Below are 249 nucleotides of genomic sequence, written 5' to 3' on the forward strand. Positions count from 1 at the left end.
CCGCCCGCGCCGCCGTCGCCGCCGGCCCCGCCGTCGGTGCCGTTGCCGCCGGACTGGCCGGCCACCGTCGCGGCGACCCCGTCGTCACCGGCGGCGCCGTGGCCCCCGGCCCCACCCGCCCCGCCGTCGCCGTGGCTACCGCCTGCCCCGCCGGCCCCGCCGTCGCCACCGTTGGCGCCGGGGGTGGTGGCGTTGTAGCCCGCCCCGCCGGACCCGCCGTTGCCCAACACCCCGGTCGGGGTGCTGCCC

1 pseudogene is annotated in these 249 nt (G+C 84.3%); it reads right to left on the bottom strand.

The features are described 5' to 3' along the window. Window positions 1-249 (bottom strand): annotated as a pseudogene (locus AC5Y43_RS25005) (hypothetical protein); the annotation flags it as partial.

The organism is Mycobacterium sp. NGS57, assembly GCF_059812405.1.